Source organism: Motilimonas eburnea (assembly GCF_021295345.1).
Classification (GTDB): Bacteria; Pseudomonadota; Gammaproteobacteria; order Enterobacterales; family CBDFNC01; genus Motilimonas; species Motilimonas eburnea.
Window position 1 is genome coordinate 61,666 of the sequence record NZ_JAIMJB010000019.1, and the last position, 21,225, is coordinate 82,890.

The following is a 21,225-nucleotide window of genomic DNA, read 5'->3' on the forward strand; positions in this document are numbered from 1 at the left end:
ATTAGCCTTTACCTAATACAGCAAATGCATCCAACGCCCTTTTTCTTGCAAAACTGTGGTCCACCATAGGTTTAGCGTAACGAATGGGGCGCAATTCGGGTTTCGGCAGGTGAATATTTTTTGCTGATAAATGCGTAAGTTCTGGGCAATATTTACGGATAAAGGTACCGTCGGGATCAAACCGTTCGCTTTGTCTTACCGGATTGAAAATACGAAAATAGGGCTGGGCATCGCACCCCGTGCTCGCCGCCCATTGCCAGCCGCCATTGTTGGCCGCCAAGTCAGCATCGATTAATTGCTCGCTAAAATACCGCTCGCCCTTGCGCCAATCGATCAGCAAATGCTTCGTCAAAAAGCTGGCCACCACCATACGCAACCGATTATGCATCCAACCCGTTTGATTCAGTTGGCGCATGGCAGCATCCACCAAGGGATAACCCGTTTCACCGGCACACCAGGCATTAAAGTCAGCTTCACTTTCCCGCCACACAGCATGGTCGGCTTTCGCAACAAAGTTATGGCCCATTGACAGTTTCGGGTGCGCAATCAACAGGTGACGGTAAAAGTCACGCCAAGCTAATTCACTGATCCAACAAAACGCGCCGCTATCGGGTTGTTCCAACGCATCAGGAAAATGCAGTCGTGCCTGATGCAAACATTGCCTTGGACTGAGCACGCCCATCGCTAAGTAAGGCGACAAGCAACTGGTTTGCTCCAAGGCGGGCATGTCTCGGTAGCTTTTATAATCAGCCAAGCGATGCTGCACAAAATCAGATAACGCCTGCTGGGCATGCTCTTCGCCAACGGGCCAAAGCTGGCTATCGCGCATCGGGTAAGCGAGGGTGATGGGCGTAAACTCAACAGGGGCCGCCATCGGGGTCGGAGCGGGTAATGGCACAGACCCGCCCTGCGCCAATTTAGCCAACCACTGTTTGCGAAATGGGGTAAATACCTTAAACATGTCGCCAGCCTGAGTGTAAACCGTGCCCGGCGCCAGAATGCTGTGGCCCTCAAACAGATGTAAAGGCAAACCCGCACTGAGCACGGCTTTATCACGGCGCACTTCATTTAGCTCGGGCTCGGTATTGGCGTAAATACCTAAAATTTGATGACGCTGGCAATAGTCGCTTAAAAAGCTGGGAATGTCGGCAAAGCGATCCACCTGACAACACTCAGTCACCACACCTAACTGAGCTAATTGTTGCGCCATTGTATTGAGCTGGCGCTGCATAAAGTCAGCTTGAATTGGCGCTAAATGATGTTGATGCCATTGTGTTGGGCTACTAATAAATAGGGCGCGAGTCGGGCCAGCAGCCAACGCCGCGCTTAAAGCTGGGTTGTCATTAATACGAAAATCTTTACGGATCCATAGCAGGTTCATTGCCAGTTCTCTTTATGTTGACGACTGTCGGCGACAGGCAGCCCAAGATTCATTTGATGTAATGCGGCAAATTCCCCAACCAAATAACTTTGGTTGGAAAACTGCATAAACAATTGTTTTTGTTGTGTCGTTACTTGCGCAGGCAAATCAAACAGCAAGTTGGCCGGGGGCATTCTGGTGAGTGCTAAATTGAGTTGAGCAAGCTCCTTTAGCATCAACAGCGTCACCTTATAGCCAGCCAAGGCCCATTCATTCACTTGTAATAGTGGCTGCCACCAAACACGCGGCCCCACACAAATAAGCCATATTGCCTCCCCTTGGTTGGCCTGATTGGCTAACTGCCAACGGGTGTAAAATCGCAGTTTCACTTGCTGCTCTAACCAAGCTTGGATCAGATCGCCATCTGCTCTTTGCTGACATACAAGCTGACACTGCTTAAGCCAAGGTAACAGCACCTTCTCAGCAATCAGGCTAAACGGATACAAGGAAGTAAGCTGATCTAAACGTTGATGTAACTTGGTTGCATCAAGGGCAACACTCTCCCCCAAAAGCTCATCCACCTGTTGCTGCCAATTACTGGGTTCGGCTTGTACCACAGGTTGCCCCAGTAAAGGCTTAACTTGGCTGATGGGAACCCCTTTCTCCAACCAGCTAACAATTTCGTGCACACGTGCAACATCTTGCTCACTGTAGAGCCTGTGCCCTTTGGCGGTTCGTTGTGGATTTAATAAGCCAAAACGACGCTGCCACGCTCTCAAGGTCACGGCATTAACGCCCGTTTGCTGTGAAACCTCCCGAATGGGGTAAAGAACTTGATCAGTGCTCATAGCGTAGCTTCAGCTCTTCAGGATGCGGGTTTAAGTAAATTTGCTGTTCTATATACGCATCGGGATACAAGGTTAAGTAATGCTTAATCAAGGTCATGGCGGCCAATAGCGGGATTAACCCCTGACGGTATTTATCTATGGTTTTTGCCAATTGTTGGCGCTCTTCACTGCGCAAGCTGCGCTTGAGGTAACCTTGGATATGCGACAAGGTATTGGCGTGACTTTTACGCGTCGGGTGGCCCTTAAGCACTTGCATAAACAGCTCGATATACTGATCAGCAATGGTCTCGACATCGCCTTTAGCTTGAGCCAATAATGGGCCAAGCTTGTAGTAAAGGTTAACATCGTGCGCCATAAGCAGGTATTTGTAGCGAGCATGGAATTTATACAAAGCATCACGTGTGGCACCTTGTGCCCGTAACGTTTGCCAATCATGGTAAGCAAACACCCGAGTAATAAAATTTTCTCTTAGTACAGGATCATTTAGTCGGCCTTCTTCCTCTACTGGGATTAAAGGGTGATCGGCCATCACTTGAGCAGCAAACACCCCCACTCCTTCGCGTACCGCATCCTTGGTACCGTCTTTATACAAGTTCACTCGCTCCATACCGCAAGTGGGCGATTTAGCGCAAAAAATATACCCCGTTATCCCTACCAACTGAGCCGATTTTTTACTTGAGAATTCACGCAGCTTATCGGTCACATCGAAGCTATCGTCCGATGCCTTAACCCGAATATCACCCAATTGATTGACTAAACGAATGGTTTTGCGCGGCGCCCCCATGCCGATGGCCATCTCTGGACAAATAGGTTGAAAATCAAAGTATTGACTCAGGTCGTAACGGCAATACTTACTTTGTTTATGACCACCGTCAAAGCGAACTTCTTGGCCTAATAAGCAGGAACTGATACCAATTTTTATTTTATTGGGTTCAAAGCTATACATTCGTGATGTCCTTGTACAAGTGAGATAAACTAACTTTAGTCAAAAGTTGTACTAGCAGAGTATATATGTACAAGTTTTATATTTGCTTGGATCACTGCGGGAAAATTTTTTTATAATATTTTTTTATTTCATTAATAAATAGATAATAATACCCCTCCTCTCGTGCTCAGGACTTAGCAAGTGAAATTCGCCAGTAAAACCGCAACCTTACATGTTCACATCACCAGCTTATTCGTCACACTCATATTTATCTTTGGTTTGATTTTGGCGATTTTTAATTATCGCCAAAGTAGTAGTTTGATCATTGATGCTTCACATCAAGTGGTTAGACAAACTGATAGACAAATTGAAGAGCACTTTGAAACTGGTTATAAGGGCTCAGTCACCCTAGTTGAATTACTGGCACAAAGTAATCTGGCTCAGTCCAGTCAGCTTGGTACTGACATAGTGCCGGCGCGACTAAAGCAAGTACTGAGTAACAGCAACGGGGTTGAAGCGATTTATATTGCTTATGAAAACGGTGACTACCTCTATCTATCTAGGCTCCCTCTCAACCAAGCGACCAAGCCACAAGCTAGCTATCTACTCAAAGTATTTCAACAGCCTAGCAGCGAGCTTCCCCACCAAGGCTGGACAGTATTACTCGATGCACAGGGACAACCCCTTGACTCGACCCAAACTCAGGTTGAAGTATTTGATCCAAGAGCGCGGCCTTGGTACCAACAAGCAGCTCAGAGTGACGCCCCTATCCTAACCCAACCCTATTTATTCAAATCGTTGAATATAATGGGTATTACTTTAGCGAAACAAAATAAACAGTCGCAGGCCATTGTTGCGCTAGATTACTCGATGGAACGCCTGTCACATACAATAGCCTCGCGCAAAGCAACTCCTAACTCGTTGTTGTTTTTAGTCAATCAACAGCAAGAGCTGATCGCATCTAGCTTAATTGATATCGATACGGCTCCTGAACACTTAGCGCAACAGCAGCAAGTTAGCCACCCTATTATCCCTTTTATGCTTTCCAAGTATTCTTTGATTCCTCAGCATTTAGATTTTGAATTCGCCGATCATCAATGGTTAGGAGAAATCAGTGAAGTTCAATTATCTGAATTACAGGTTTATTATCTGATTTCTGTTTCCCCCAGCTCAGAATTACTGGAAAATGCCTATCTAATTCGCAATCAGACCTTGCTGATCACCTTAGCGATTATCCTTTTAGTTATTCCTATCGCTTGGCTCGTTGCCCGTTATATTTCTTCGCCAATCAAACGCTTAACGAAAGAACTTGATGCCATAAACAACTTGGACTTCAGCCAGCCCATTAGTAAGGTAAGTTACATCAAGGAGGTAATCGATTTAGCCACCAGTGCAGCCACGATGAAAACCACGGTCAGTCAATTTCAAGCCTTGGCTTCGAGCATGTTAGCCAGTCATGACATTAATCATCTGGCAAAGCAAATTATTGAAAAAACAACAGAAATGAGTCACGCCCAAGGGGGGATAATCTACCTAGCATCCACGGAACAGCCCGAGCTTTTTCGCTGTGAGTCCGTTTATTTTACCAATCCAAGGGATGAGTTAACGGCACAAATCAACCAAGCCCTAACCCAACAAGATCAGATAAAGTTGTCTACTATTTTTGCCGATGAGCAAGACGTCAATGTCAGCCAACGACAACAGACAACGCAACAGTCTCCTTTGGATCTATTGGCTTATGCCGTTTTAGATTGCACTCAATTTACCGTTACTTGGATCAAATTGCGTAACCACAGCAATAAGGTCATTGGCTTTTGTGGTTACCTAGATCCACCACAACATTCGAATCAACGTCGCCCAAATCACTTTATACAAGCCTTGGCTGGTTATTCGGCGTTGGCTCTAGAGGGGCAACAATTATTGCAACAACAAACGGCCTTGCTAGAAAGTTTTATCGAGCTTATCGCTGGCGCAATTGATAGCAAGTCGCCTTACACCGGCGGGCATTGTTCACGAGTGCCAGAGCTCACCAAAATGTTAACCCGAGCAGCCTGCGATCAACGTCAAGGTGCATATCAAGATTTTCAATTGACGACAGAACAATGGCAAGAACTACACATAGCGGCATGGCTGCACGATTGTGGCAAAATTGTCACGCCTGAATACGTGGTAGATAAAGCCACCAAATTAGAAACCATTTATGATCGGATTCATGAAGTTCGGATGCGATTTGAGTTACTTAAGCAGCAAGCGCATAGCCAGTATTGGCAAGGCATCGCCCAAGGAGGTGACTGCATCGAACTTGCGAAGCTCAGAGATGACTTGCTGCAAACCTTAGATAAAGAGTTTGAATTTGTGGCTCAGTGTAATATCGGTGGCGAGTTTATGTCCGACGACAAAATCGCACAGTTGCAAGCCATAGCTCAACGCACTTGGACTCGAACCCTAGATGATAGGCTAGGTGTGGGTGAAGAAGAGTTAAGACGTAAACCATCCAGTCCGGCTAATTTACCCGTCCAAGAGCCATTACTCATGGATAAGCCTGAGCACTTATTTACCCGTCAAGATGATGAACTGACCGCACCGGGCAACCCTTGGGGCTTTAATATGGATACCCCGCAATATCGCTTTAACCGAGGCGAATTACACAACTTATCAATCAAAAAAGGTACCTTAACCGAGGAAGAGCGCTTTATCATCAACTCACACATGGTTCACACCCATATCATGTTAACTAAGCTGCCGTTTCCAGAACACCTCAAACAAGTTCCCTTAATAGCCTCTAGTCATCATGAAAAAATGGACGGGCAAGGCTATCCGAAAAAAGTACCTGCAGGAAACTTACCCTTAACCGCACGAATTATGGTGATCGCTGATATTTTTGAAGCGCTGACCGCGGCCGATCGCCCCTACAAAAAAGCCAAAAGCCTGAGCGAAAGCATTAAAATTATGAGCTTTATGGTGAAAGATCAGCATATCGACCCTGAATTATTCAAGCTCTTCCTTTCATCTGGGGTGTATTTGCAATACGCCCAAACCTATTTACAACCACAACAAATTGATCAGGTGGATATTGCCGCTTATCTGTAAAACAAGGTGGGTACTATGCCAATATTTTTTATCTTAGTGCCCAAATAAAAGTTGACCTAGCAACCAGTTACATTACATTTGCCTACACTTATTTTTGTCAGCCCAAACAGCAACGACACGGCGAGGAATGTCCATGGATGTCATCTCTGTCATCATTTCACAATACAAACTACTGATCACCGTAGCCGTGATTGCAGGCTTTCCGTTGTTAGTGAAGACACAAAATAAAGTGTTAGAAAACATGGTAAGGGGGCGCATCGACCCCCATCGAAAATACCGCGCAGGCCTACTATTAAAAATCATCGCTGCCATTGTCATGCTCTGTTTAATCTTGATTATTTGGGGGATTGAGCTGCGAGGATTATTGGTCGTCGGATCGTCCTTATTTGCCATGTTGGGGGTCGGCTTATTTGCTGGCTGGTCACTGTTAAGTAACCTGACTTCATTTTTATTGTTATTTATTCAAAATGACTGCCGTGTAGGTCAATGGGTGCGGATTGTGGATGGCGCCAACTTTGTTGAAGGTTGCATCATGGAAATGGGTTTAATGAATGTGGTGCTGCAACACGTTGATGGCCACAAGGTACTCTATCCCAATAACCTGTTTATTGTTCGCCCTGTCATGGTGCTCAATAAGCCGCCCGAAAAAACCAAAAAAGTACAACCCAAGCGATTGATTGGAAGAGCGCAGGCATAACCTCTAATCGGAGTCTTTATGGAACAAGATATTAGCCTAATTATCTCGCAGATTTCTGCCGCGCCACCAGAGACTCAAGATGCGCTGTTTAATTCTGCGGAAAAAGAGCTTGATGACGGAGCCCTGTCGCTGATCCTTGAATCGCAGCCCATCGAGAAACGTATTCACCTTTGGCGCACCCTATCACTGAACCACAGTGTCGCGGTGTTGACCGAGATGCGCTCCGACGCACGTAATTCGATCATTCAAAACTTATCGCCAACCGAATTGGACTTAGTGTTATCGCGCCTCGATAACGCCGACTTAATCGAATGGGCCGATTATCTGCCTGACGAAATCGTTGAGCAGGCGCTAGGCTTGATAGATGAAGAAGAGATTGAGCTATTCGATCAAGCCAACGAATATAATGATGAAGAAATTGGCCGTTATGCCGAGCGTAAAATTCTTATTTTGGCAAAGGGGTTAAGGGTTCGTCACGCCTTAAGGCTCATCAGCCGTGAAGCCAGTAACCCACAACCCACGATTTATCTCGTTGATAAGCATGGCAGTTACTACGCGACACTCGCGGTATCTCAATTATTTAACGCCCCCCTCGATCAACCTGTACGCGAGTTAGCCGACATCGAGCAACAGCCCATTGACGCCGAGATGGGACTGCTAGAAGCATCCGAGCTGATTGAACATGCCGAATACGACTGCTTACCCGTAGTGAATGAACACAAGCGCTTAATCGGCCAAATAAGTGTTCGCTTGGGTATGTCGATTATTCGCGAACAATACGAAGAAACCTTAATGGCACGGGCGGGTTTGAGTGAAAGCCAAGACTTATTTGCCCCCATTGTTGATAGCACCAAAAAACGCGCGGTATGGCTCGGCATCAACCTGATCACGGCTATTTTTGCCTCTATTACCATAGGTTTATTTGAAGATGTGATCGCCGAAGTGGTGGCATTGGCGGTATTAATGCCGATCGTTGCCTCTATGGGAGGGATCGCGGGCAGCCAAACCCTCACCCTGATGATCCGCGCCATGGCACTCAATCAAGTATCTGCAGGTAACTTACTGTCATTAATCAAAAACGAGTGTGGTATTGGCGCACTAAACGGCTTACTTTGGGCCTTAGTCATAGGCTTGATTGCAGGGCTTTGGTTCCAATCGCCCTTGATTGGCGCCATTATCGCGTTGGCCATTTGTGTTAATATCATCACCGCCGCACTATTTGGCGTATTAATCCCTATGGCACTCGATAAGCTAAAACTCGATCCCGCGTTGGCTGGTTCGGTGGTGCTCACCACCGTTACCGATGTGGTTGGTTTCTTTGCCTTTTTGGGCACGGCGACCCTGTTGATCTTGTGATCGAACCTGAACAAAATAGTCGCTACCACCCCTTATGCCAAATCAGTCAACCACACTATAATCGAGCCGTGATCTCACGGCTCAAGGTTAACTGTTTTCACCTCGGTAACCCGAACGGATCTGCTCGTCTTCAATATCCAACACTTCACCGATAAAGGTTTCTACTTGCTGCTCGACATGCTTATCCGGCTCAGAGAAAAAGGCGATATGAAACACAGCATCACCTTCATTAACTAAAGGCAGGGTCTGTTGACCTATCACAATACCACTGCGTGGTGCTTTTAGGACGGATTCATCAACACCGAGCGGGGCGCTAATGTAGGCTAACACTTGCCCTCGGCTCACTCGCTCACCTAACGACACTTGACTGCGAACAATGCCATCGGATTCGGCTCGCACCCAGCTACTCGAACGCGCAATCACGGGCTCACTGGCCCGTTTTTTCCGCGACATTCTTAACATGCCCAAGTTACGCATCACGCTGATCACACCTTGTAAGCCACCAGCAATGGCAATGGGATCAAAACGTAACGCTTCACCCGCTTCGTAAGTGATAACCGGAATATCGAGGCTTTCTGCTTCGCTGCGCAATGAGCCATCACGTAAAGAGGCATCAATAATCACAGGTGTGCCAAAGGCGTTAGCCATGGTATTGGTGGCTTCATTGGCCAAGTTGGCGCGAATTTGCGGCAAGTTAGTACGATGAATGGCACCTGTGTGCAGGTCAATAATATGGGTGCAATGCTTAACCAAGTTATCAAAGAACACATGGGCCATCCGCGAGCCCAGTGAGCCACGTGCCGATCCGGGAAAACAGCGATTTAAGTCACGACGGTCTGGTAAGTATCTGGATTTATGTATAAACCCAAAAACATTGACCACAGGCACGGCCACCAGCGTGCCCTTCAATTGCTGCGGGTTAATTTTTGCCAACAGCTGCCTGACGACTTCGACCCCGTTCAATTCATCACCATGAATAGCGGCGCACACCATCAGCACGGGACCTTGATAAGCCCCATTTATCACCTCAACGGGAAAATCCAAGGTAGAGTGGGTATAGAGTTTCGCCGCCTCTAAATCCAACTGTCTTCTTTGGCCCGGTAACACCTGTTCACCGAGTAAGGTAAACGCTTGATTTTTCTTAGCCCTTGCCACGTGTCGAGGTCCTTTTGGATGCTGCATTTTGCTCAATAAATTCAACCACTAAACCAGCAATGTCTTTACCCGTCGCCTTTTCGATTCCTTCTAGGCCAGGTGAAGAGTTAACTTCCATCACTAGCGGGCCTCGCTCAGAGCGTAATAAGTCAACCCCAGCCACGTTTAGCCCCATAATTTTAGCGGCAGCGATCGCGGTACGGCGCTCAGCTGGCGTGATTTTAACCAACGAAGCACTGCCTCCTCGGTGTAGGTTAGAGCGAAACTCACCTTCCCCAGCTTGACGTTTCATTGCCGCAATCACTTTATCGCCAATTACAAAACAGCGAATATCGGCACCACCCGCTTCTTTGATGTATTCCTGTACCATGATGTTCGCTTTTAGCCCCATAAAGGCTTCAATCACGCTTTCTGCGGCTTTACGTGTTTCAGCCAGTACCACGCCGATACCTTGGGTGCCTTCTAGCAGCTTGATGACCACAGGCGCGCCGCCCACCATGTCCAACAAGTCTTTCACATCATCGGGCTTGCTGGCAAAACCCGTGATTGGCATGCCGACACCTTTACGAGATAACAACTGCATAGAGCGCAACTTGTCACGCGAGCGCGTAATGGCAACGGATTCATTGACCGGGTACACCCCCATCATTTCAAACTGGCGTAACACCGCACAACCATAAAACGATACCGAGGCACCAATGCGCGGCACAATCGCGTCAAAACCACTTAACTCTTCACCTTTAAAGTGAATTTCAGGTTTATCTGAATTGATGTTCATATAACAACGCAACGCATCAATCACTTTTACTTCATGGCCACGCTGTTCACAGGCCTCAATTAAACGGCGAGTAGAGTAGAGATTTTTGTTTCTGGATAAAATTCCAATTTTCATTGCTAACATTCCTTACGCGGGACCGGGTCCTGCTAGGTAGGATCCTTGCGGATCGACAAATATACGCCCGTTCATGGCTGTGCGCCCTAATAACATTCTAAACATCATGCTATCGCGATTGGTTAGGGTCATTTCAATCGGCCATTGCTGACCAGCAATCACTATATGAGTCGTAATGACATAACGTACTTCAGTGTGGCCACCCGAATCCGTCACACTACGCTGATCGGTTATCGGAGCTTCACAAACGACTTCAAGCTCGTTGTTTTGTTGCTCTGGATGCAGCCAAAATCTAACCCAAGGTTTGTCATCTTTGCTGAACTCTTCCACTCTAAAGGCATGCAAACAAGAAGTTCTCGCCCCTGTGTCTACCTTGGCTTTAATCGCAGAAATACCTAAATCCGGCAGTGACACCCACTCACGCCACCCCACTTGAATCTTGTCAGTCATTCGCTAAACGTTCCTTTCCACCAACCCAATCGTGAGAGCTTATAATAAGCTTGCTTTTTATACTTAAACACCTGATGAAACAAGTAAAAAAACAATCTTTGCAAAATCCTTGTGTCACCTAATTTACTATAGCTAGGGTTGGTGATTTTTCCGCTATGATAAACAAAAAACACGGAGCAAATAGCGATGGCATTTTCAGGGTTGATTCACTGTTTAGTACTGGATGGCAAGGGTGGCGCGAAAACACTGGAGAGTATTGAGCAAATAAACCAATGGCAACAAGAGGACGGTTATCTGTGGCTACACCTGGACTACACAGATCAAAGCAGTGTCGATTGGCTAACCACCCAATCCGGGCTATCGGAGCATGCCATTGACTCTCTGTTGGCGGGGGAAACCCGTCCTCGCGTCACGGGTACAGATCATGGTAACGCCTCCTTGTTATTTCTCAGGGGGGTCAACTTGGCCCCCGAGCAAGACCCGGAAGACATGGTTTCCATTCGCCTTTACGTTGACCAAAATAAGATAATCAGCACGCGCAAGCGCAGGTTACTCTCGGTTGACGACATACGAAAACAGCTGATGGCGGGTCAAGGCCCTGGCAATATTACCGAAGTCATCGCCATGCTAACCGACCGTTTAACCATGCGCATGCAGCACGTCATCGACACCCTAGAGCAGCGCATGGACAATATCGAAAACGAGATATTTGTCGCAGGGGAATTAACCATAGGCCAAGAAATATCGGCAATTCGACGCCAAACCATTGTTCTTAGGCGCTACATCGCCCCACAACAAGCCGCACTCAGTAAACTCTATGAAAGTGACTACCCTTGGATTGATGAAGCCTTTCGCCATGAGTTTAAAGAAGCCGCCAACCACTCGATGCGCTATGTCGAAGAACTCGACGTCATGGTTGAGCGCGCACAAATAGCCTATGAGGAGCGGTCTGATCTGCTCTCAGAACAACTTAACCAACGCATGTACGTGATGTCGGTCGTGGCCGCCATCTTCTTACCACTGGGCTTTCTAACAGGCTTGTTAGGTATTAACGTGGGCGGAATTCCCGGTGCCGATAATCCGGCCTCGTTTTATATTTTCATTGTCCTGCTCGTCACGCTGACGGCGTCAATGATAGGGGTGTTTTGGTGGAAAAAGTGGCTCTAGGGGCTATAGCCCCTATTGAGGTAACCTGATTATAAGCTTAACGGATTATGCTTGGCTGGATAATCCGTTTTACTGCCCAAAGAATTGACTATTCTTCGTCTTCTTCGGTTTCAAGTTCACGGTTAATTTGGCTACGATTTGGATTACCCGTCACACCAAAAAAGGTTTTACCTTTCGCCAAGGTGCGATATTTGATCCAGACCTTTTCCACCACGGATTCAGCGGGTACTTCGCCTTGTGCTACTTTGACAAAACGCTTTTCCTCGTCCGTCATCGGGGTTTGCTCGCCTTTTGCTAAGGCCATCAAGGTGCGTCCAATACTTTCTAATAGTTCAGCCTCTTTGATGGTAAAATCACCACTACGCTTAAAACCGTAAGGAAAAGACTGATCGTCATAAAAAGCCGCGCCGCATGCAAAACTGGTCGCCATAATTATTTTCCTTCTTTTGCTGATTTTAGTTGCATCCAGCTGAATCTTAGTCATTATTCGCAATTACTAAATCAAAATATTTTTTTCCATAGCGTAAAGGTTTTTTATGGATACTGAGCTACTTAAAACCTTTTTAGAGGTTGGTCACACCCGCCACTTTGGTAAAGCAGCCGAAAACTTGTACTTAACACCATCGGCGGTGAGTTTTCGTATTAAACAATTGGAAGGTTTGCTCGGTGTCGCACTGTTTAGTCGCCATCGCAATAATATTCAGATCACGCCAGCAGGGGAAAGAATGCGGCCCTATGCGGAAGCCATGCTAAACGCTTGGGAGCGCGCTCAGCAAGATATTGCACTGAGTGAAAATAATACCATGCAACTTTCCATTGGGGCGGCGCCCAATCTATGGGATTCGTTTTTACAGCCATATATTAATCAAGTTCATAGCTCACTACCTAGCCTAGCACTGCGTGCCGACGTTATCTCCCCGCAACTGATGTCACGGCAATTGCTCGAGCGCAGCTTAGATATCGCAGTGTTATTTGATCCGCCTAAGGTGGATGATATTAAGCGTGAGTTACTGCAACAAGTTGAACTGGTCATGGTCACGAGCGATCGCGATCGTCCTCCTTTGGTCGAAAACATTGAGAAATACATTAAGCTCGATTGGGGGACCGCATTTAATATGCAACACGCCCGTGAATTTGCAGGCCTACCCCAGCCGGTACTGCATACCAGCTCGGTACGGATTGGCCTTGATTTTATTCTGCAAAATGGCGGTGCAGCCTTTTTGCCGCAAGCCTTAGTTCAGCCCTATATTGAAACAGGCGATTTAGTTGCGATTACCGATGCCATCAGCCTAGAAAGAAGTGTTTACGCCGCTTATTTGCCAGATAGCGATCACCTTGAACAAATACAACAAGTCATTCGTTTTTTTCAAGCTCAATAAGCCCTGTGCCTTGACAGCACAGCCGGTGATGTAAAACAGCTCAACAGATAAAAGCGAGCCTAAAGGATTACAGAGTGAAAAGAGTTATTATAAGTTGGAGCTCAGGTAAAGACTCCGCCCTCACGTTGCATAGGATGCTGCAGTCTGACCATTATCAAGTGGTCGGCCTGTTCACCACTTATTCAGCTGAAAAAGCATTGGTGCCCATTCAAGCCACACCCATTGAGTATGTGCGCCTGCAAGCCCAAGCCATGGATTTACCCCTATTAGAAATTGCCATGGATAATGGCACGTCTAATGGCCAGTACCAGCAAACGTTACTCACCGCCTTACACACTTGGGATCTGGACTTCGATGCTATTGCCTTTGGTGATATTTACAATAACGGCATCGTCGATTTTCGTCGAAAAGTGTTTGCCGACACCGAGATAGAATGTGTCTTTCCCTTACTTAAGGAAGCCACTTGTAAAGAATCACTCGATATAGCCGCGCAAATTATCGAATCTGGCGTTCAAGCCATGTTGCAAAGCATCAACTTAAAACACTTAAGCCCTGAGTTCTGTGGTGAGATTTATCATGATGAATTGCTCGCTAAGCTGCCCGAGCAGGTCGATCCCTGCGGTGAAGAAGGTGAGTTTCATACCTTTGTGTTTGACGCGCCATTTTTCAAACGCAAAATCATCATAGAACCGCTTGATCAAGTGCATCAACACTATCACCACGGCTCGGACATGAATATGTTAGTGCAACGTTTTGCTGCTCAGCTTGCTGATTAACCTCCGCTCTGCTTAAGCTGATTCCCCATTAGATATCGTATGAATAAGTAGCAAAACTTCGTTTTCAGGGATGAAAACGTAGAGCGTATAGGGACATATTCGCCGCGTTTTTGCGGATTATTCATACGATATTGCTGATCCAAACCTCAGGTGCGTTAATTAAGCTGAACAAGGGCACAGGTGATAGTTGAAAGATACGCCGCTTTGTTTATTCACAACGCTCAAATACCGTGGCTATGCCTTGACCTAAACCGATACACATGGTCGCTAAACCAAATTGAGCCTGTTGCTGCGCCATCACATTGAGCAAAGAGCCGCAGATCCGCGCACCCGAGCAGCCCAATGGATGCCCAAGCGCAATAGCCCCCCCGTGCAAGTTAACTCGCTCGTGCCAACCTTCTAGTTGCAAGGCTTGCAACACAGCTAACGATTGCGCTGCGAAGGCTTCGTTAAGCTCGATCACATCGATATCTTGCAGTGACAAATGAGCTCGCTCTAATGCCTTACGCGACGCTTCCACCGGCCCTAGCCCCATCACCGAAGGCTCGCAGCCCGATATTGCCATGCTGCGTACTCTCGCCTTGATCGGCAAGCCTAAAGCTCTGGCTCGCGCCTCACTCATTAATAACAAAGCCGCTGCGCCATCAGACAAAGCCGACGAGGTCGCGGCGGTAATCGTGCCATGGACAGGATCAAACACCGGCCGTAATTGCGCTAACTGCTCTACGTTAGTTTCGGCGCGGACCACCTCATCCGCCGCAACCGAAATTAACGCGCCATCGGGGCCATGGCCTAAAGTGGCCACCCTTTCATCATCAAACTTGCCCTGCTGATGTGCCTGATACGCTAACTGATGGGAGCGCTGAGCAAACTCGTCTTGCTGCTGGCGTGAAATGGAAAATTTTCTGGCGAGCAATTCCGCGGTTAAGCCCATCATACCCGCGGCTTTGGCGGAATATTTGGCGATACCGGGGTGAAAATCGACGCCGTGATTCATCGGCAGATGGCCCATATGTTCTACCCCGCCAACGATAAAACTGTCACCATCACCACACATGATGGCGCGGCTAGCATCATGCAAAGCTTGCATCGATGAGCCACATAAGCGATTAACCGTGACTGCACCGATGGTTTTGGGCAAGCCAGCCAATAACGCGGCATTGCGGGCAATATTAAATCCCTGCTCCAGGGTTTGTTGTACACAACCCCAGTAAATATCTTCAATGCTGCTCGCATCGAGCGCTTCATTACGGGCTAATAGTTGCTGCATCAAATGGGCACTTAAATCTTCGGCGCGAACGTGGCGAAACACGCCACCTTTGCTGCGCCCCATGGGGGTGCGGATTGCGTCCACTACCACTACTGAATTGAGTTCTGCCATGGTGCACCTCTTAGTAATAGATTTCGCCAGCGGCGGCTTTTTGTCTTAATGAATCTGGCACTTGATATAGGCTGCCTAGGTGGCTTAAGGCATCGGCCTTAGCAATAAACGCGTTGAGCCCGACTTGTTGTAGCCAAGCAATGGCGCCGCCGCGAAACGGCGGGAAACCTAAGCCATAAACTAAGGCGATATCGGCTTGGGCAGGGCTTGCGACTATGCCTTCGTCAAGGCAATGGATCACCTCGTTAACCATAGGGATCATCAAGTAATCAATCACTTCTTCTGAACTCATTGCCACCTGGCTTGGGAAATGCTGCGCTAACAGCTCATAGGCAAAAGAAGCGATTTCTTTATTAATATGCCCTTTAGCATCACGGCTGTAATGATAAAAACCCTCGCCCTTTTTTTGGCCGTATCGCTGCGCTTGATAAAACACATCAATGCAATCGGTTTGCTGTTTCGCCATACGGCTAGGATAGCCTTGCGCCATCACTTCGCCCGCATGATGGGCGGTATCTATACCCACCACATCAAGTAAATATGCCGGCCCCATCGGCCAACCAAACTGACTTTCCATAATGTTGTCAATCATGGCAAAGTCGACGCCCTTAGCAATCAAATGAGTAAAGCCAAAAAAATAAGGGAACAGCACGCGGTTAACAAAAAAGCCCGGGCAATCATTCACCACCACAGCCGATTTGCCCATTTTATGGGCCAAGGCGACCACGGTATCTAGGGTGGCTTCTGAGGTTTTTTCGCCTCGGATCACCTCCACCAGCGGCATGCGGTGAACCGGATTGAAAAAATGCATACCGCAAAAGCGCTCTGGATTGGTTAAGCTTTGCGCCAACAGACTAATGGGAATAGTCGAGGTATTGGACGCTAAAATGCAGTCGGAGCTGACGTGTTGTTCGGTTTCGGCTAACACCTGCGCCTTAATTTTCGGATGCTCGACCACGGCTTCAATCACTACATCGGCATGCTCTATGGCGTCATAACTTAAGGTGGGCGTAATGTTGATCAGGGTTTCACCTAGGGTCTGACCATCAATCCGACCGCGATCGAGCTGTTTATTCAATAGCTTATTCGCTTCATCCATGCCGAGCCTAAGGGCGGCTTGATTGATGTCCTTCATTGCCGTTGCTAAATCATGGCTAGCGGCTTGATAAGCGATACCGCCCCCCATGATGCCAGCCCCTAATACCGCAACCTTGTTAACGGGTTTACCTTGTTTGGCTAATTGCTTAGCGGCTTGCTTTAACTGCTGATCATTAAGAAAAATACCGACTAGGCTACGCGCCACATCGGATTTGGCCAACTTAACAAAGTGTTTGTTTTCCACCACTAAGGCGGCATCACGCGCTAAACTGGCCGCTTTTTCGATCGCTTTTACGGCGGTGATAGGCGCGGGATAATGATGACCGGCTTGCGCAGCCACCATGGCATTGGCGGTGGCAAAGCACATGCTGGCTTCGATAGCGGAAAGGGTCAGTGGCGCCAACTTTTGTTGCCGTCTTGCTTGCCAATCTAGTTTGCCGGCACGTGCATCCGCTAACATGGCCAGTGCGGCAGCTTGCAACTGCTCGGTTTCAACAATGGCATCGATTACGCCAACGGCAAGTGCCGCTGGGGCTTTATGTTGTTTTCCTGTGGTGATCCAAAGTAACGCGTTATCAGCACCGATTAACCGCGGCAACCGTACCGAGCCACCAAAACCCGGCATGATCCCCAACTTAACTTCAGGCAAACCTATGGTAAGGGAAGCGTCGGCAATACGAAAATCACTGGCTAAGGCACATTCACAGCCGCCACCCAAGGCAAACCCGCGCATCACGGTCACGGTGGGTACGTTAAGATCTTCTAGTCGATTAAAAATGGCATTGGCTTTAGCTAACCACTCGCTAAGCTCCTGCTCAGGCAGTGAGAATTTTGGCAAAAATTCGGTGATATCTGCCCCGACCATAAAATCAGCCTTGTTATGGCCGATCACCACTCCCGTTAACCCATCCAGCTGCTCTAAGCACTGCAACGCCTGAGAGAAAGAAACGAGGGTACATTGATCAAACTTGTTCACCGAACCGGCACTGTCAAAACGTATCTCCGCCACCCCTTGGGGATGCTGGATCACAGATAATGCATCGCTTTGATATAACATAGGACCTCCTTGTTCCTTGGTGCTGATCAATCAAGGAAAATAAATGAGATATCCTTAGTTTAGACAGGGATTGTAAAGGCGGTATGACATTTATAAAACAAGCCAACAACCAAAGTTCTAAGCTGGTGGAATAAGAGGGTGCCCAGCTAACGCCAATGAAGGAAATCACAGAACACACGCAAGATGAAAAAAACATTAGCACTTTTGACTTATTGCTCTATTATCTAATTCATCACTATAACACTTTAATAGGAAATGAAAGATGAGAGAGATTATCGCACTAGGCTTATTAGTCTCGGTCATGCTTCTTACTTTGTGGCTGCTACAGCAACCTCTGTTATTCGTGTTTCAGCTCGGCATCATCTTGCCGTTCATGCTTTTTCATCTCACCCGTTCTGCATTGGATCATTTTCAAAGCAAGCCACTGTTAAAACTGTAAACCATGGCTTTTACTCTGGCTCTACAATGAGCCTCATTATGTAGTCAATTGCTTGGCTGGCTTGTGGCGAAATGGGCCCTTGTTGCTGCAAGTCAGCTAAAGCAGCTTTTAAAGCCTGCGCTTGTTGGGCCGTGGGGGCTTGCTCATTAATTAACAGCAAAGCTCCCCCTTCCACCGACACCGTAACATAGGCTTGATTCGCATCGCGCAAATACAAGTACAAATCCTCAGAGTAAGGATCTATCCCCTCTTCTTTTAATGGTGCAGTAAATAGTTGCTCAAGCTGAGTGGCGAAGCTTAAACCAGGCAATAGCAGCGCAATCCATAACCATTTTTTCATTTTGCAGCTCCTCGATTTAGTGCGAGCAAGTTGGAAATGGGCGAAAACATCCCTTAAACTGTCGCGCATCACAGGATATTCATTACGTTAAGTTAAAAGTATAGGGATAAGTATGACAATTACCGAGCTTCTCGAGCAACTAAAACACCAAGCGGAAACCATAGAGTTTAATGATGTCATGTCTATAATTGCAGACAATTACCACTATACCCCTAGTGAATTCAGTAATGGCTTAGGTGACGAGCAACTCATCAATGCCGCGGGCACCAATGAAGGCTCTTGTCGCTTATTTGCGTTTGCCCAGCTTCAGCAATTGGATCAGGCACAAACCTTAGCCCTATTTGGTCGCTTTTATCGTGAGGATGTGTTGCAACATCCACAAGGCAGTGACCACGGTAACATCCGTAACTTCATAAAATATGGCTGGGATGGCATTCAATTTAAGCAAACGCCACTTGTCGCTAAATAACCCAATCAAGCCCAGTTTGATGACAACTGGGCGACTCATTTCTAAGCAGCCTTTTACTTGAAGACAAAAATATTTCGTTTTACTGCGTTGACTCCGTGCTGTAGATAGTCCTTTCACCTATTTGGAATATTTACATGTCAGCATTAATCCACCAGCTCCCTCCATCGGATGGCACGCCACCACAATTTGAAGTCATAGCACAGGCGTTAACCCAGCAAGGTTACTGCATTATTCCTGATGCCTTATTGGATTACCCAAACTTAACCCAAGACCTATTGCTCCAAGCATCACAAATGCCAGCCAATGCCTTTAACAGTGCAGGAATAGGGCGAAAACAAGATCATATTCAAAATGATTTTGTCCGCCGTGATGAGATCCATTGGATTGATGGGCAAACAGCCGCCGAACAGGCTTGGCTTAAGTGGAACCAAGCCCTCAAGGATTACTTAAACAAACGCCTCTATTTAGGCTTGTTTTCATATGAAAGCCACTTTGCCCATTACAAGCCTGGTGCCTTCTATAAAAAACATGTTGATGCCTTTCGTGGTGAAGCCAATCGCGTGCTCACAACCGTGTTCTATTTGAATCCCAATTGGACAACAGAAGATGGCGGGGAATTGGTTATTTACCCTGAGCAGGCTGATCCTCATTCAACCGACATCATCGAAAAGGTGATTCCCACATTCGGCACCATGGTCATTTTTCTGAGTGAAGAATTTCCTCATGAAGTGCTACCCGCACGACGCGACCGTTACAGCATCGCGGGGTGGTTTAGGGTGAATAACATCACCAAATTGGATCCGCCACGTTAGCGCCTTGCTCATCCATTAATCATAGCCAAGCTACCTCAAACAGCTTGGCTATTGATATGGCCTTGTTTCAGCAGTGGCACAGGCTCACGATTTAAATACCCAGAATTTATTTAAGGCAAAAATAACCACAGGCGTGACGAAAGTCAGCAAAGCAAGGTACACATAGTGATGCAGCCCTAACCAATCTATGGTGACAAAAGCCCACAATAAATTGAGTAGTAAGCCAAATATCGCTGTTTTGAAAAAGCGTACGAAAGCACTTTTTTGACAACTCACCGCAGCGGCCTCGGCTTTAAAGGTCCATTTAAACTGCCCTAAATAGGACACGGTAAATGCCACTAAAAAACCCACTATATTAGCAGGTAGCTGCGCCAGACCCACTGAGTCAAATAAGATATGAAATACCAAGGCGTGAGTTAAGGTTGCCCCCACGCCAACAATAGCAAACGAAGCTAGCTGTTCAAGCCTGATTTTTTGACTAAGCATTTGTTATATCTTCTGATTTATCTTTTGACTCATCGATAGATTCATCTTTTAGCTTAGCGGTCACATCCAGGCTATCGCTCGCGACTTGATCGCGGTGATCATAAATGCCTTCGATAACATAAAGCGGCCGACTTTTGACCTCTTCAAAGATACGACCAATATACTCACCTAAGATACCTATACCTATCAGGTTGATTGCACTAAAGAATAAGATCAGGGTAATTAACGACGCATAACCCGGTACATCAACCCCTAACACTAAGGTTTTAAAGATGGTAAACGCCATATAAATAAAGGCGATAATGGCCACAACCCCGCCTAAGTAACTCCAAATGCGCAATGGCGCGGTCGAGAAGCCGAGAATGCCATCAAGGGCAAAATTCCATAGCTTCCAATAATTCCACTTGGTTTCACCCGCTGCGCGTTGCGGACGATGAAAATAGACGTACTCGGTCTTAAATCCAGGAAAAGCAAATAAGCCTTTCATAAAACGGGCTTTTTCTGGCATGCGGCGAACCACATCAAGCACCTTTTGGTCAATCAAGCGAAAATCGCCCGCATTTTGTGGTATGTCCACCTTACTGATACGACCAATTAAGCGGTAAAACGCCATCGCGGTTTTGCGCTTTACAAAGTTATCGTCACGGCGATCACTGCGCACAGCCACCACAGAGTTAGCCCCTTGACGCCACTTGGCCACCATTTCGGTAATCAATTCTGGTGGATCCTGTAAATCAACGTCCATCGGGATCACGGCTTGGCCTTTTACATTATCCAAGCCCGCGGTTAGCGCCACATCTTTACCAAAATTACGCGATAGGTTGATCAGCCGGATATGGCTATCAGGCTGCATGGCTTTTTCATGCAAAATATCAAAGGTTTTGTCAGTACTGCCATCATTGACGAACACAATTTCATAGGATGAAACGCATTGCTTTAAAATTGGCGTTAAGGTGTCGAGAAACAGATCAATACTCTCTTCCTCATTTAATACACAAACCACAACGCTCAGTTCTGGATTAATTACCATGGTGTCCCCTTGTTTTTG

General features: G+C 47.0%; 21 protein-coding genes. 9 read left to right on the forward strand and 12 right to left on the reverse strand.

The genetic code is table 11. The features are described 5' to 3' along the window. Position 1: 1 nt before the first annotated feature. From phrB to K6Y21_RS16930, 3 genes are read right to left on the reverse strand one after another with little or no spacing between them, the layout of a single operon-like run. Entirely contained in the window at positions 2-1,381 is a 1,380-nt protein-coding gene (gene phrB, locus K6Y21_RS16920) for a deoxyribodipyrimidine photo-lyase (protein ID WP_233073073.1), read from the reverse strand. Then, positions 1,378-2,208 (reverse strand): MerR family transcriptional regulator, encoded by an 831-nt coding sequence (locus K6Y21_RS16925; protein ID WP_233073074.1) that lies wholly within the window; start codon positions 2,206-2,208, stop codon positions 1,378-1,380. The genes phrB and K6Y21_RS16925 overlap by 4 nt, the downstream gene beginning before the upstream one ends. Then, positions 2,198-3,154 (reverse strand): YbgA family protein, encoded by a 957-nt coding sequence (locus tag K6Y21_RS16930; RefSeq protein ID WP_233073075.1) that lies wholly within the window; start codon positions 3,152-3,154, stop codon positions 2,198-2,200. Before K6Y21_RS16930 ends, K6Y21_RS16925 begins: the two co-directional genes overlap by 11 nt. Positions 3,155-3,334: 180 nt before the next feature. On the opposite strand from K6Y21_RS16930, the gene K6Y21_RS21430 reads away from it, so the two are divergent. The 3 genes from K6Y21_RS21430 to K6Y21_RS16945 all read left to right on the forward strand — a co-directional run bounded on the left by K6Y21_RS21430 (position 3,335) and on the right by K6Y21_RS16945 (position 8,276). Next, entirely contained in the window at positions 3,335-6,223 is a 2,889-nt protein-coding gene (locus K6Y21_RS21430; RefSeq protein ID WP_233073076.1) for an HD domain-containing phosphohydrolase, read from the forward strand. 133 nt (positions 6,224-6,356) lie between these two features. Next, positions 6,357-6,920 carry a mechanosensitive ion channel family protein gene (locus K6Y21_RS16940; RefSeq protein ID WP_233073077.1) on the forward strand — a complete coding sequence of 188 codons (564 nt, stop codon included), beginning with the start codon at positions 6,357-6,359 and terminating at the stop codon, positions 6,918-6,920. Between the two features lie 18 nt (positions 6,921-6,938). Beyond that, positions 6,939-8,276 carry a magnesium transporter gene (locus tag K6Y21_RS16945; RefSeq protein ID WP_233073078.1) on the forward strand — a complete coding sequence of 446 codons (1,338 nt, stop codon included), beginning with the start codon at positions 6,939-6,941 and terminating at the stop codon, positions 8,274-8,276. An 87-nt stretch (positions 8,277-8,363) separates the two neighbouring features. Here the strand turns inward: K6Y21_RS16945 and K6Y21_RS16950 are convergent, their stop codons facing one another. From K6Y21_RS16950 to K6Y21_RS16960, 3 genes are read right to left on the reverse strand one after another with little or no spacing between them, the layout of a single operon-like run. Continuing rightward, positions 8,364-9,458: a succinylglutamate desuccinylase/aspartoacylase family protein gene (locus tag K6Y21_RS16950; RefSeq protein WP_238486444.1), complete on the reverse strand. Its 1,095-nt coding sequence runs from the start codon at positions 9,456-9,458 to the stop codon at positions 8,364-8,366. Then, entirely contained in the window at positions 9,418-10,323 is a 906-nt protein-coding gene (gene rimK, locus K6Y21_RS16955; RefSeq protein WP_233073080.1) for a 30S ribosomal protein S6--L-glutamate ligase, read from the reverse strand. The genes K6Y21_RS16950 and rimK overlap by 41 nt, the downstream gene beginning before the upstream one ends. A 12-nt stretch (positions 10,324-10,335) precedes the next feature. Then, positions 10,336-10,773: an ATP-dependent zinc protease family protein gene (locus K6Y21_RS16960; protein WP_233073081.1), complete on the reverse strand. Its 438-nt coding sequence runs from the start codon at positions 10,771-10,773 to the stop codon at positions 10,336-10,338. Positions 10,774-10,959: 186 nt separating this feature from the next. Here K6Y21_RS16960 and K6Y21_RS16965 point away from each other — a divergent pair, with 186 nt between their 5' ends. Continuing rightward, complete coding sequence (locus K6Y21_RS16965) at positions 10,960-11,940, forward strand: zinc transporter ZntB (protein WP_233073082.1); 981 nt, start codon at positions 10,960-10,962, stop codon at positions 11,938-11,940. Positions 11,941-12,028: 88 nt separating this feature from the next. Here the strand turns inward: K6Y21_RS16965 and K6Y21_RS16970 are convergent, their stop codons facing one another. Beyond that, entirely contained in the window at positions 12,029-12,370 is a 342-nt protein-coding gene (locus tag K6Y21_RS16970) for a MaoP family protein (RefSeq protein ID WP_233073083.1), read from the reverse strand. A gap of 106 nt (positions 12,371-12,476) precedes the next feature. On the opposite strand from K6Y21_RS16970, the gene hdfR reads away from it, so the two are divergent. Both hdfR and K6Y21_RS16980 read left to right on the forward strand, forming a co-directional pair. Continuing rightward, positions 12,477-13,319, forward strand: a complete 843-nt coding sequence (gene hdfR / locus K6Y21_RS16975) for an HTH-type transcriptional regulator HdfR (RefSeq protein ID WP_233073084.1) — start codon at positions 12,477-12,479, stop codon at positions 13,317-13,319. Positions 13,320-13,393: 74 nt separating this feature from the next. Then, a complete protein-coding gene (locus K6Y21_RS16980) occupies positions 13,394-14,095 on the forward strand; it encodes a Dph6-related ATP pyrophosphatase (protein ID WP_233073085.1) in 702 nt (233 codons plus the stop codon). Between the two features lie 208 nt (positions 14,096-14,303). On the opposite strand, the gene fadA is transcribed toward K6Y21_RS16980, so the two are convergent. Then, on the reverse strand, positions 14,304-15,476 hold the full coding sequence (gene fadA, locus K6Y21_RS16985) for an acetyl-CoA C-acyltransferase FadA (protein WP_233073086.1): 1,173 nt from the start codon (positions 15,474-15,476) through the stop codon (positions 14,304-14,306). A 10-nt stretch (positions 15,477-15,486) separates the two neighbouring features. Then, a complete protein-coding gene (gene fadB / locus K6Y21_RS16990) occupies positions 15,487-17,631 on the reverse strand; it encodes a fatty acid oxidation complex subunit alpha FadB (RefSeq protein ID WP_233073087.1) in 2,145 nt (714 codons plus the stop codon). 262 nt (positions 17,632-17,893) lie between these two features. On the opposite strand from fadB, the gene K6Y21_RS16995 reads away from it, so the two are divergent. Next, a complete protein-coding gene (locus K6Y21_RS16995) occupies positions 17,894-18,070 on the forward strand; it encodes a hypothetical protein (RefSeq protein ID WP_233073088.1) in 177 nt (58 codons plus the stop codon). Between the two features lie 10 nt (positions 18,071-18,080). Here the strand turns inward: K6Y21_RS16995 and K6Y21_RS17000 are convergent, their stop codons facing one another. Further along, complete coding sequence (locus K6Y21_RS17000; protein ID WP_233073089.1) at positions 18,081-18,410, reverse strand: hypothetical protein; 330 nt, start codon at positions 18,408-18,410, stop codon at positions 18,081-18,083. A gap of 112 nt (positions 18,411-18,522) precedes the next feature. On the opposite strand from K6Y21_RS17000, the gene K6Y21_RS17005 reads away from it, so the two are divergent. Together K6Y21_RS17005 and K6Y21_RS17010 are read left to right on the forward strand one after the other, a co-directional pair. Continuing rightward, the gene (locus tag K6Y21_RS17005) at positions 18,523-18,879 is read left to right on the forward strand and encodes a HopJ type III effector protein (RefSeq protein WP_233073090.1); all 357 of its coding nucleotides are present in this window, start codon (positions 18,523-18,525) and stop codon (positions 18,877-18,879) included. A 134-nt stretch (positions 18,880-19,013) separates the two neighbouring features. Beyond that, positions 19,014-19,691: a 2OG-Fe(II) oxygenase gene (locus tag K6Y21_RS17010; protein WP_233073091.1), complete on the forward strand. Its 678-nt coding sequence runs from the start codon at positions 19,014-19,016 to the stop codon at positions 19,689-19,691. Between the two features lie 84 nt (positions 19,692-19,775). Here K6Y21_RS17010 and K6Y21_RS17015 read toward each other — a convergent pair whose 3' ends face one another. Continuing rightward, a complete protein-coding gene (locus K6Y21_RS17015) occupies positions 19,776-20,177 on the reverse strand; it encodes a GtrA family protein (RefSeq protein ID WP_233073092.1) in 402 nt (133 codons plus the stop codon). Beyond that, positions 20,170-21,207, reverse strand: a complete 1,038-nt coding sequence (locus tag K6Y21_RS17020; protein ID WP_233073093.1) for a glycosyltransferase family 2 protein — start codon at positions 21,205-21,207, stop codon at positions 20,170-20,172. The genes K6Y21_RS17015 and K6Y21_RS17020 overlap by 8 nt, the downstream gene beginning before the upstream one ends. Positions 21,208-21,225: the final 18 nt, after the last annotated feature.

Excerpts from the sequence above, each read along its gene's own strand:
- K6Y21_RS16995 (WP_233073088.1), top strand. The coding sequence starts at position 17,894 with ATGAGAGAGATTATCGCACTAGGCTTATTAGTCTCGGTCATGCTTCTT.
- K6Y21_RS16940 (WP_233073077.1), top strand. The coding sequence starts at position 6,357 with ATGGATGTCATCTCTGTCATCATTTCACAATACAAACTACTGATCACC.
- K6Y21_RS16950 (WP_238486444.1), bottom strand. The coding sequence starts at position 9,458 with ATGCAGCATCCAAAAGGACCTCGACACGTGGCAAGGGCTAAGAAAAAT.
- K6Y21_RS16965 (WP_233073082.1), top strand. The coding sequence starts at position 10,960 with ATGGCATTTTCAGGGTTGATTCACTGTTTAGTACTGGATGGCAAGGGT.
- K6Y21_RS17015 (WP_233073092.1), bottom strand. The coding sequence starts at position 20,177 with ATGCTTAGTCAAAAAATCAGGCTTGAACAGCTAGCTTCGTTTGCTATT.
- fadB (WP_233073087.1), bottom strand. The coding sequence starts at position 17,631 with ATGTTATATCAAAGCGATGCATTATCTGTGATCCAGCATCCCCAAGGG.
- hdfR (WP_233073084.1), top strand. The coding sequence starts at position 12,477 with ATGGATACTGAGCTACTTAAAACCTTTTTAGAGGTTGGTCACACCCGC.
- K6Y21_RS16960 (WP_233073081.1), bottom strand. The coding sequence starts at position 10,773 with ATGACTGACAAGATTCAAGTGGGGTGGCGTGAGTGGGTGTCACTGCCG.
- fadA (WP_233073086.1), bottom strand. The coding sequence starts at position 15,476 with ATGGCAGAACTCAATTCAGTAGTGGTAGTGGACGCAATCCGCACCCCC.
- rimK (WP_233073080.1), bottom strand. The coding sequence starts at position 10,323 with ATGAAAATTGGAATTTTATCCAGAAACAAAAATCTCTACTCTACTCGC.
- K6Y21_RS17020 (WP_233073093.1), bottom strand. The coding sequence starts at position 21,207 with ATGGTAATTAATCCAGAACTGAGCGTTGTGGTTTGTGTATTAAATGAG.
- K6Y21_RS17005 (WP_233073090.1), top strand. The coding sequence starts at position 18,523 with ATGACAATTACCGAGCTTCTCGAGCAACTAAAACACCAAGCGGAAACC.
- K6Y21_RS16925 (WP_233073074.1), bottom strand. The coding sequence starts at position 2,208 with ATGAGCACTGATCAAGTTCTTTACCCCATTCGGGAGGTTTCACAGCAA.
- phrB (WP_233073073.1), bottom strand. The coding sequence starts at position 1,381 with ATGAACCTGCTATGGATCCGTAAAGATTTTCGTATTAATGACAACCCA.
- K6Y21_RS17000 (WP_233073089.1), bottom strand. The coding sequence starts at position 18,410 with ATGAAAAAATGGTTATGGATTGCGCTGCTATTGCCTGGTTTAAGCTTC.
- K6Y21_RS16945 (WP_233073078.1), top strand. The coding sequence starts at position 6,939 with ATGGAACAAGATATTAGCCTAATTATCTCGCAGATTTCTGCCGCGCCA.
- K6Y21_RS16970 (WP_233073083.1), bottom strand. The coding sequence starts at position 12,370 with ATGGCGACCAGTTTTGCATGCGGCGCGGCTTTTTATGACGATCAGTCT.
- K6Y21_RS17010 (WP_233073091.1), top strand. The coding sequence starts at position 19,014 with ATGTCAGCATTAATCCACCAGCTCCCTCCATCGGATGGCACGCCACCA.
- K6Y21_RS16930 (WP_233073075.1), bottom strand. The coding sequence starts at position 3,154 with ATGTATAGCTTTGAACCCAATAAAATAAAAATTGGTATCAGTTCCTGC.